8 protein-coding genes are annotated in these 10,444 nt (G+C 31.8%); all 8 read right to left on the bottom strand.

Translation table 11 applies throughout. The features are described 5' to 3' along the window. Nucleotides 1-228: a PspC domain-containing protein gene (locus tag ACIQ2Z_RS09150; protein WP_396183842.1), complete on the bottom strand. Its 228-nt coding sequence runs from the start codon at nt 226-228 to the stop codon at nt 1-3. After that, nucleotides 228-650, bottom strand: coding sequence for a 6-phosphogluconate dehydrogenase (locus tag ACIQ2Z_RS09145; RefSeq protein ID WP_396183841.1), 423 nt, complete (start codon nt 648-650; stop codon nt 228-230). Before ACIQ2Z_RS09145 ends, ACIQ2Z_RS09150 begins: the two co-directional genes overlap by 1 nt. Before the next feature lie 2 nt (nt 651-652). Then, entirely contained in the window at nt 653-1,939 is a 1,287-nt protein-coding gene (locus tag ACIQ2Z_RS09140) for a DUF2851 family protein (protein ID WP_396183840.1), read from the bottom strand. Nucleotides 1,940-2,045: 106 nt separating this feature from the next. Continuing rightward, nucleotides 2,046-3,407, bottom strand: a complete 1,362-nt coding sequence (locus ACIQ2Z_RS09135) for a pyridoxal-phosphate dependent enzyme (RefSeq protein WP_396183839.1) — start codon at nt 3,405-3,407, stop codon at nt 2,046-2,048. Nucleotides 3,408-3,492: 85 nt separating this feature from the next. After that, nucleotides 3,493-5,508 carry a putative porin gene (locus ACIQ2Z_RS09130; RefSeq protein ID WP_396183838.1) on the bottom strand — a complete coding sequence of 672 codons (2,016 nt, stop codon included), beginning with the start codon at nt 5,506-5,508 and terminating at the stop codon, nt 3,493-3,495. Nucleotides 5,509-5,617: 109 nt separating this feature from the next. After that, entirely contained in the window at nt 5,618-8,548 is a 2,931-nt protein-coding gene (locus tag ACIQ2Z_RS09125; RefSeq protein WP_396183837.1) for a S8 family serine peptidase, read from the bottom strand. A 126-nt stretch (nt 8,549-8,674) separates the two neighbouring features. Next, nucleotides 8,675-9,523, bottom strand: a complete 849-nt coding sequence (locus ACIQ2Z_RS09120; RefSeq protein ID WP_396183836.1) for a hypothetical protein — start codon at nt 9,521-9,523, stop codon at nt 8,675-8,677. Between the two features lie 53 nt (nt 9,524-9,576). Further along, nucleotides 9,577-10,431: a hypothetical protein gene (locus ACIQ2Z_RS09115; RefSeq protein ID WP_396183835.1), complete on the bottom strand. Its 855-nt coding sequence runs from the start codon at nt 10,429-10,431 to the stop codon at nt 9,577-9,579. Nucleotides 10,432-10,444 lie beyond the last annotated feature (13 nt).

The raw sequence follows: 10,444 nt of genomic DNA, 5'->3' as shown, positions 1-10,444 counted from the left end.
TTACAAATCAAACACAGAACTTCGTTTGGTGTAGATCATATCCTTTAAACGAAGCCAAAAAGCAATCGTTAAATAGACGCCAAACCAAAGTCCGACCGTAACAAAAGAAATGTAAATAAAAAACAGACGAACGTTTGAAGCTCTCATGCCTAAACGATCGGCTAACCTAGAAGAAACATGAAAACCATGTTTTTCAAAAAAATGACGAATAGAAACAATCCATCTCATTAATTAGCAGTTTCATTCAAACGCATATAGGGTGTTGTTTCTTCTTCAACATTTGTGACAAAATAAGGAGAATCTCCCCACCAAAAAAAAGTTCGATATCTTTCCTCGTATTTCAACTTAACATACTTTCCTTGAAGATCTTCTAATTGCTGAATCACTACTTTTTCTTTGTTAGCCACTGAAAAACTAAAAATCTGTGCTCCTGAAATTCCCTGACTTATTTCCCCTTCCCAAGTTTTAAAAACAACTCCTTTTTTACTGAATTTTATAAGTTCACCAGAACGAACTCCTTCACTATAAGGCACATACATTATAAATAAAAAGTACCCAACAAAAGAAAGCAAAAACAGAAATAAAAATCGATAAAAATATTTTTTAAGCTTTTGTGAAAAAGAAAGTTTAGTAGTGTTATTTGTTTCCATTTTTAATAGTTTTTTAATGACGTAAAGTTAATTAACTTTTGTCCAATTTCACAATTTAAACATTTATTATAATTACAATATTCCTTCTTCAATTGTAATAGTGCCTGAGATTGAAAACTATTTCCTGAATTTATTCCTGCCTTTTTAAACTTATCAATGATTGAATTTTTTTCTGAAGCTATTTCTGAAACTAAACTAATTAATTCTTCAATATTTGTATTTCCATTTTTCATTGCATAACAAAACTTAATCGGAACAATACAATTCAAAATAATTAAATCAATGAAATTTTTGGATAAACTTTTATTTTTAGGAGGACTTTCTCTATCAAATATATAATGATTTTTCCAGTAGTAGGAAGTGTTGACATTAAAAAGTGAGTACAATTCTTTAACCGAATTTGCAAGAAGGCATTTTTGAAACAGTTGTTTGTTTAAATGTATTAATTGAGCTAATTGAGCCAATCGAATAGTTGGAAAATTATCAGGCCGATGTTTAAAAAACTGAATGGGTTCCGGTATTTTTTGTTCTAAACTATATTTGTGTGCCAAATAATTCCATTGCTTTTTTAAATCATTGAAATACACATCTTCTTTATTATCTTCTAAAAGACCGAGTCTTCCAAAAAAAAGAGCTTCTAAATTTTTGATATCATGACTTTCTTTTCTTATCATTGAAAATGGAATCGATTTCATCAAGTTTAGAAAAGAAATTCCGTTAGTATTCAATCCAAAACTTTTGGCCAGAAGACAATAAAAAACAGCTTCCCAATCGTTTGTGGATTCTAAAAGCAAATGATTTATTTCCAACGATTTATTTTGTAAACGTTCAATAAATAAAAGTTCCTGCCAATTATTCATAGTAAAGTCATCAATGGTTTTAATTTCATTTTCACAATTAATCCATGACTTTGGAGTAGTTAACTTATGATAATTAGCTACAATTTCAGGAGAAACATATTTTTTTAGTTCTACTACAGGGATTGCCGTATTGTTTTTTCTGAAAACATCGGTATCATGTTCCCATACCACGTGTAATACCACATTGTCATAATTTAAATCGGTTTCATGATGATGCACATACCAATCTGAGGATTTTAGATGAATCTCAACATTTCCAGCCCATTTTTGATTATCAATTATAAGTTGAGCATTAAAAAAATCAGGACCTGCTTTTTGAAGGTATTGGCCCGTATTTACTATTGATATTTGCTTACCATCAACAGAATAAAGATTTGTAAAGTTGAATTTTTTGTATTGCCATACAAAATGCAGAAAGTCTTCTTTCATGGCGATTAATGATTTTAGTTTTGTGGCGATTAAATGAAATACTAAGATATAAAAAAATTCCTTACCAAAAAAATTGATAAGGAATTATAAAAAATTGAATACCTTTTTAGTTTATTGAACTAATAATATCGTGTTTAGTAATGATATGGTACTTTCCGTTTTCTAAAGCTACCAAAACAGCCTGATTATCTTTATTAATTAGTTTTGTAACTTCATCCAAGGGGGTATTTTCCTGAACAATTGGGTAGGGTTTCCCCATAATTTCACGGATAGGTTTATCACCAATATTTTTATCAGCAAAATAACTTCTGAATAAATCGGTTTCGTCTAACGAGCCCACAAAACCGATCGAATCAATTACCGGAATTTGAGAAATATTATATTTTTTTAATCGTTCAATGGCGTGTGAAACTAATTCCTCAGTCCGAACAATTATCAGAGGCTTGTCTATATGCGATTTAATTAAATCAGAAGCTTTAGTCATTTCTTCATCTAAAAATCCACGTTCACGCATCCAATCATCATTGAACATTTTACCAACATAACGACTTCCCGAGTCATGGAATAAAACGACCACTACGTCTTCCGGCTTAAAGTGTTCTTTCAACTGTAGCAATCCTTTGATTGCAGCACCGGCTGAATTGCCTACAAAAATTCCTTCTTCAAGTGCTAATCGTCTAGTATAAACAGCGGCATCTTTATCGGTAACTTTAGTAAAACCATCAATTAAAGAAAAATCAACATTTTTAGGAAGAATATCTTCTCCAATTCCTTCGGTAATGTATGAATAAATTTCATTTTCATCGAAGATTCCAGTTTCGTGGTACTTTTTAAATACTGAACCATAGGTATCAATTCCCCAAACTTTAATATTCGGATTTCTTTCTTTCAAATATTTCGAAACACCTGAAATTGTTCCGCCTGTTCCCACTCCTACTACAAAATGAGTTATTTTACCATCTGTTTGCTCCCAAATTTCAGGAGCTGTTTGCTCGTAATGAGCAATCGCATTGGATGGATTATCATATTGATTAACGTACCAAGAATTTGGAATTTCCGTACCTAACCGTTTAGAAACAGAATAATATGACCTTGGATCATCAGGTTCAACATCCGTTGGACATACAATTACTTTAGCTCCAACTGCTCTTAAAATATCCATTTTTTCTTTGGATTGTTTATCGGTAATCACACAAATTAATTTGTATCCTTTAACAATCGCACCTAATGCTAAACCCATTCCTGTATTACCGGATGTTCCTTCAATGATAGTACCACCCGGTTTCAAACGACCATCAGCCTCAGCATCTTGAATCATCTTAACGGCCATTCTGTCTTTGACTGAATTACCAGGATTAAAAGTTTCCACTTTGGCCAATACCAAACAATCCAGTTCTTTGGTGATTTTATTAATTCTAACTAACGGAGTATTTCCGATTGTTCCTAAGATATTTTCTGCGAATTTCATGCTATTTATATTTCGATTGTAAAGGTATTGATAAAATAAGATACTGCAAGTTTTGTTGGTAATTTCAAAAAAAGTTGAGTTTTAATTATAAGAAAAAGTTCCATACTAATCCGAAACGAATCATAAAATCTCTATAAGGATAATTTGGAGCTGAATAATAATCAAAACCTGTCCAAGCAGAGTTGAAATGTTCTGCTTTTATGTAAATATGAGTCTGACTGATTTTAGCGTTTATGAAAAAATCAAACATTGGAAAGTTACCTATTTCTCGGGTAGATTGACTATAGAAACTACTAATAACCGGATTATAATCATTGGCATAATAATTTGTAAAATAATTAAACGTCACACCGGTTTGAAGAAACAAGGCCTTTTTAAAAAAATAATCCGTAAAATACAGTGTATTACGCGTAGTAAATTGGGGAACATTCAAAACGTTATCACTTTGATCTACTTGTTGAAATAAGAGGGTATTGTCAAGGGCAAGTTTCCACCATTTAAATTCTTTGCTAACGTTTAAACTCAAATAATTAATTGTGCTTGAATATTGTTTAGGTGTGACTAATAATTGTTCGCCAGTAGCATCATCATTACTAGAGTATAAAAAATCATTCAAAGTTAAAAGTTGCAAGGAAGCAGAAACCCATTGGGTTGTAGCTTTTGCTGTAAGTGAATTAATTTTTTCATTATTAAAATTATTATACCAATTGTAATCAATATAACTACTTTGAAATAACGTATAACTATGATCCGGAATACGGTTTAAATTTTGATATTGAACACTTAAATTATTTTTTGAATCAAAAGCATAACTCAAATTCAAATCTAAATCGGATAAATTTTGTTCAGTAATTGATTTAGAATAGGTAAATTTTCCATTCCAATTATTTTTGCGATAAGAATATTGTCCTCCAAAAGTCTGAATAATATCATTTATGTTATTCGGAATGGTTTGATTTTCAGTAATTATCACTCTGTCATAATAGTAATTGTATCTAAAATCTTCAATGAAAAATTTAAATTCACCTAATAACGTGTTCCCATAAACAGCACCTATACTATTAAACATTCTATTATAGCGTGTTTGATCTTTAATATTATTCAAAACATACGAATCCCCAAAACGGTAAATTATTTTATCACCTGTTGGTGTCGTAATAGTAGTGGCAACAGTTGTCTGATTATATTCTAACTTCTTGTGTTCATAGTTAAATTGATGATCAATGAATAAGTTATTAGTAGCCTCGTTACCGTTAATTCTAAATCGATGATCTATAAAATAGCGATTACCAATCATAAATGTATTTGCATCTGTTAAATATACTTGCAAACGAGCTCTGTTTTTAAATTCCGGGTCATCGTTTTCAAAATCACTCAGATTATAAATTCCACCATTTTCACCATTCAGAAAATCTTGTGATGTGAAATGGGCATTTAAAGCATAACGTTTGTTTTTTGTGGCATAACTTGTTGTAAATCGAAAATTACCGGTACTGGATAATTGATTAATGTATTTACCCAAAGAGCGAAGACCTTTGTAGGCTATAGAAAAATTTAATTGCTCTGACGTATTTAAAGTAATAAAAGCATCAAGATTTTGACCCTGTTCCATAACTGTTTTAAAATATAATTCGGTCAAAGGAGTAGCCACATTATAATACTGAATATCTTTAGCTTGTAAGTAGTTAAAATGTTTCCCGGAGAATCCAACTTCCGGATAAGATTGAAACTTATTAAGACCAAAATCTAATGTGTTATAAGTTTGTCCTTCATTTGCAAAAGGCTGTAATCCAAAAATATCTTTTCTTAAATAATTAAAACGATATTCTTTTTGTATGGATAAGGTAGTATCTAAAACAATTGTATCTCTTTCAATGGTAATAATTTTATATTGATCAATTCTAGCCTTTGGAGCTTTTTTATTTGAAGTAGATGATGAGGATGATCGACTTGAACTTATTGTATCATTAGCAATTGCATTGCTTTTTTGCTGATTGTAATTTTTTATTTCTTTAGAATCTATTTTAGATTTATCGCTTTTTACCTGGGCAGAAGCTGAAATTATAATCAAAAAAAATAGTGTTGCAAAAATAAACTTCATTTAAAAATAGTTTCAATTTTTTATAAAAAAGGTTTTGGCAAAGGTAAACGAAATAGAATAAAAAAAACACCCCTTTTCAGAGGTGTTTAACATTTGAATAGTATTAAACCTATTGCTTTATAATTTTTGAATTAAATTTTTTATTCCCTTGAGTAACTTGCAACAAGTAAACACCTGTTGGATATGATGAAACATCAATGGAATGATTTAAATTACCAAAAGTAGAATCTAATGTTGAGCTATTTATTTTACGTCCTTGAATATCAAAAACTTCAAAAGTTGTCAAATCATTTGATTCAGAAACAAAAGAAACAGTTACATTACTTCTTGAAGGATTTGGCCAAACCGATAAATCTTTAAATTCAACTTCAGGCGTACTTAGCGTTGAAGGTATTTGTTTACAAATCTTTAAACTCCATGAATTTAATGAACCTCCATCACCGTTCCAAGGATCACTTATTTCTAAAGTCCAAATTCCATTAGGATTTTCACCATTAAAGCTAGACATTAATTCTACCGGTTTCACTCTTCCTGAAATTCCGGGAGGTGTTGTACTGCAGGTGATTGGAGAGCCGTTATCATCAAAAATTGCATTGATATTATCTTCTGAACTGCAATTTTCTTGAATTATATTAACTAAAGTACCTGAAGGACTTACTAATGCTATTGACATATCCTGTATCCAAGTATGAGTAATATTTAAAGTTAAGTCTAAGTCGTAAATATTTGTGATTGTAGGATCATTAAAATTAATTGTAGATGTAACAAAAGTATTTGGAACACTTGCTATAGAAACAACTGTATTATTAACTGGTGTTGTACAAGATAAATTAACTGTTGAAAAGAATATAGGATTTGTAAATGTTCCTTGACCACATCTGTTTATTGCTTTAACTCTCCAATAATATTGGGTATCTACCAATAAATTAGAAGCAATATGGTTGTTTGACGTAACATTAGCCGTTTCAACTATATTTGAAAAAGAACTACTTGTTGCAATTTCAACTTGGTAAGATTCTGAATTTTCATCAGCACTCCAAGATAAATTAGCATAAACAGGTTGTTCAATCGCTAAATTAACTGGTAATTGATTTGTGATTGGATTAAAACTTGCACTGTAAACTCTTAAATCAACATACACTTTTTCTTCTTCTATTCCGTTATTACCATTAACTTCAAATGTATACAAACCAGGAGTTACATTACTTAAGTTAGATAGTGTTAAATTAAAATTACCAGATGCACTCAAAGGATTTGAAGAAAAAGTAGCAATTACACCAGCAGGTAAATTAGTTGCTGAAAAAGTTGTTGGAATAGTACTGTTTGTTATATATTGAAAAGGGAAAACTGCATTTTGAGTTGTACAAACAGTTTGCAAAGGAGCAGAAGTTCTAAATGTGAATTTAGAATCAACACCAGTTACAACTAAAGCAAAATTTTGTGGTTCAGCTAATGTACCTTTGTGAGTAATAGTGATCGTATAATCTCCGGAAGCATTATTTACTTGAATCTTTTCAAACGGATCAACAATATTATCTCCTGTTGTCGCAGCTAAGAATGGCTGGGCTGCACTCAATTTCCATGGAAAATAAGTTGTTGGACCTTTAGCTACTCTAACATCTAAATCATTAACTAAGACTGGGGTTGGTTGATCTACGACTCCTTCATTAATTTCACCAGCTAAATCTGTCCATGAAATAGAGGTCATTAAAGGAATTGCACCTCCTAATGCTGTAACGTTAAGAGTAATTGTTTCTCCTGGATTTAATGTCAATTCTCTAAGAATAGAAGTCAATCCATTATTTGTAATCGCCTGGGCACCTGCTTCGGTATTCATTAAACCCCATCCGAAAGCATAATCCGGACCTGCGGTACCTCCTGCTTCATCTGCAGTATGTAGAGCTAAACCTTTTAAAGTTGAAGCACGCATGAATTTTCCAAAAACATTATTATGGTGCTGTTGTAATAACAATAACGAACCTGTAATTCCTGGTGAAGCCATTGAAGTTCCATCAAAAGATGCTCGTTGCGTATTCGATCCTGAAATAGGCGATAATACAGACACCCCTTTTGCAACTATATCCGGTTTTATTCTACCATCATCAGAAGGACCCCAATTACTAAAATCTGACATCACTACACTATTCGCGTTTGTATAAGTAGATACTTGATTCACAGCTCCAACAGTAATTCCATTTTTAGATAATTTAGTTCCGGATAATAAATCATATCCTCCTTTTTCATTAATTAAAGAATTACTTGCTCTATCATTTCCAGCAGCAGTAACATATAAATAATAAGGATACATGTTCATAACAATATCCCAATTTCTAGATGTTTGTATATAAGCACCAAAATAATAACTTGGCAATTGTACAGATCCATCAGGTGCAAATACACCAAACCCATACGAATGATTAGATAATAATAAACCCTCTTCACAACGATCAATTACTTCCAAAACATCAGAATTCCAATCGTGTGTCCAAACAGAAGATTGATAAGCGGTACCTCTATGTAAATTAACGTTAGTTCCGCTTCCACATATAGTTCCGGTAACGTGTGTTGAATGGTCACTTAATGAAGCGGGTGTATCTCTTTGGGTAACACGTGAATTAACACCACCAAAATCATTATGTGTTGTTCTAACGCCGCCGCCATCCCAAACACCGGCTATCATATTTTGTCCATTAACATTTAATCCCAAAGTACCGCCTGTATATAATCTATTTGCACGTGTAGTAATTCCAGCTCCAGTATTATTAGTCATATAATAAATTGGGGTACCTTGTTCCGTGACAAATTGCAATTCTGCAAATGCCCCTTCTCTAGTTATATATGTTAAAGGTAATGGATTAGTTTTAAGAAAATTATCAGTAAATAATTTTTCTCTTTCAAAACGCAATCTTAATTCAGTTTTGAATTTACTATTTTTAGCAAAATCATACGTAGAAACAATTTTTTTTCTTTCATCAACAGTTTGAGCAACCATTGAAAATGTAATTAAAAGAAAAAAGAAATATAAAGTTTTAAATTTCATAAAAATTTTTTTTTAGGAAGTAAATTTAATCACAAAAAGTGAAAAAAAATACAGTTTAACAAAAATATTAACAATAAAACCCATCCTACTTTCGTACGATGGGTTAAATATTAAATTGTATGTAAATTATAGCTGAGTAACGGTGTATGTTGGAACACCATCAACAGTTAACTTAACAATTTGTAAAACTTCGATAAAATCACCTTCTGCAAGATCAACAAAAGTACCACCATAAGTTTTAACTGAATTATCAGGGAATCTTAGTACATAACGATAAGGTAAATCACCCACTTCTGCACCAAATTCAGTAGTGTATGATTCAGCAGCCACAATATAAGTTGCATCAACAGCAGTATTTAAAATACTTGCATTTTCATATCTATTACCGGTAAATCCTGTAGCAACAACTGCTTGAGAACCATCATCATTAACTCTTAAAAGATATAAATCCAAATCATTAATGTCATAAGGTCCTCTCCAATCAAAACGAATTTGTAAACGTGTTATGTTAGCCGCTTGCGTTTCTGTATCACCAAAATCAAGGCTAATCTCATTAGAATTTAACAAATAATGAGTTCCTGTTTCGCCAACGGTCAATAAAATTGCAGTTAATGACAACTTCATATTGTTATTAAAAGGCATAAATACCGGAGCTTCACTAGCTGGTACTTCAATTTCTCCAACTGCAGATGTTTGACCAGCAGGAATAACTACAGTAGCATTAGTTGACGAACCATTTGGTAAAGCAGCAGTTGCTTCTACTTCAACATCACCTTCAAAGGTTTGAGGAATAGTGGCTGTAAAAGCAATTTTTTGACCTGCCACAACAGCGGTTGCAGGAGATGAGATTGTACCCATTAAAGTAACAATTTCAGAATTGTCTACCGGAGAACCACTAACACGCTCATCCTGTTCACATGAGATTATAGCTGAGGCTATAAAAACCAGACAAAAAATATTAAATAATTTCTTCATATTAAGTTTGTATTAAACATCGAATTACATGTAACTCGATTAGTTAGTTTAAATTATAATTTTTGAGCTTTGAAGTTTTTAAACCCATAAGTCCCAATATCTACATTATGTTTCACTGAAGCATTTATAGTTCCAGTACAAGAGAAGAAGAAACTTGCAGAACCTTCTGTAGCTATTGTAGCGGTACCATAATTAGCCGGTAAAGCATAAAAAGATGGGTCCCACGCTTTTTGTCTTGCAATAGATACAATTCCAGAACCTAAATCAATAACAACTTCTATATTCCAAGCACTAGGATGTCCAAAAGGATCAACCATAATTACTTTATCGGAACTTGAGCCTGCAATTACTTCAAAAATATCCGTTTCATTAGCAAATGCATCTTCCGTAAACTCATAAGTTCCAATAGCGTCAGCTTGATTAAAAGGACAAGACACATAAGTAGTTAACTTGTATGCTTGTTTAACCCCTAATTCACCTTGTGCATTTAAAGATAGATCATTATAAGTTGTTTTATTGTTGGCTGCATCAAATGATTCAGCCCAAAAATCAAATCGATCTCCTGCTAAAATGTCACTTAATTGCAAGCCTAATGCAGTAGCTACATCACCTGCAGAAACTGCTAAGTCAGATGGAAATGAAGTTACCGATTTTAGTAAAGCGTAATCACCAGCGTTACCACCGGAAACTCTACGCACATAAAGATCATATTTTACAACGTTATTTGAAGGGTTTTTTAAAGTCCCCCCCCAAGTAGAAGTCGAAATATTTGTAACATCTATCACGGGACGCAATATATCCAGTGAAACAAATGCTCCCGGATTTAAATCCGGTGTAGGAATTTTACTTTCGTCCTCACACGAGGCAAAGAATCCGAAAGTTAATAATAATAAAAATACTTTTTTCATAATTTATTTTTTT

Source organism: Flavobacterium sp., assembly GCF_044361015.1.
GTDB lineage: Bacteria > Bacteroidota > Bacteroidia > Flavobacteriales > Flavobacteriaceae > Flavobacterium.
The sequence above is the reverse complement of the archived record's forward strand: the minus strand, read 5'-3'. Positions and strand labels throughout refer to the sequence as shown.

Excerpts from the sequence above, each read along its gene's own strand:
- ACIQ2Z_RS09130 (WP_396183838.1), bottom strand. The coding sequence starts at position 5,508 with ATGAAGTTTATTTTTGCAACACTATTTTTTTTGATTATAATTTCAGCT.
- ACIQ2Z_RS09125 (WP_396183837.1), bottom strand. The coding sequence starts at position 8,548 with ATGAAATTTAAAACTTTATATTTCTTTTTTCTTTTAATTACATTTTCA.
- ACIQ2Z_RS09150 (WP_396183842.1), bottom strand. The coding sequence starts at position 228 with ATGAGATGGATTGTTTCTATTCGTCATTTTTTTGAAAAACATGGTTTT.
- ACIQ2Z_RS09120 (WP_396183836.1), bottom strand. The coding sequence starts at position 9,523 with ATGAAGAAATTATTTAATATTTTTTGTCTGGTTTTTATAGCCTCAGCT.
- ACIQ2Z_RS09135 (WP_396183839.1), bottom strand. The coding sequence starts at position 3,407 with ATGAAATTCGCAGAAAATATCTTAGGAACAATCGGAAATACTCCGTTA.
- ACIQ2Z_RS09140 (WP_396183840.1), bottom strand. The coding sequence starts at position 1,939 with ATGAAAGAAGACTTTCTGCATTTTGTATGGCAATACAAAAAATTCAAC.
- ACIQ2Z_RS09115 (WP_396183835.1), bottom strand. The coding sequence starts at position 10,431 with ATGAAAAAAGTATTTTTATTATTATTAACTTTCGGATTCTTTGCCTCG.
- ACIQ2Z_RS09145 (WP_396183841.1), bottom strand. The coding sequence starts at position 650 with ATGGAAACAAATAACACTACTAAACTTTCTTTTTCACAAAAGCTTAAA.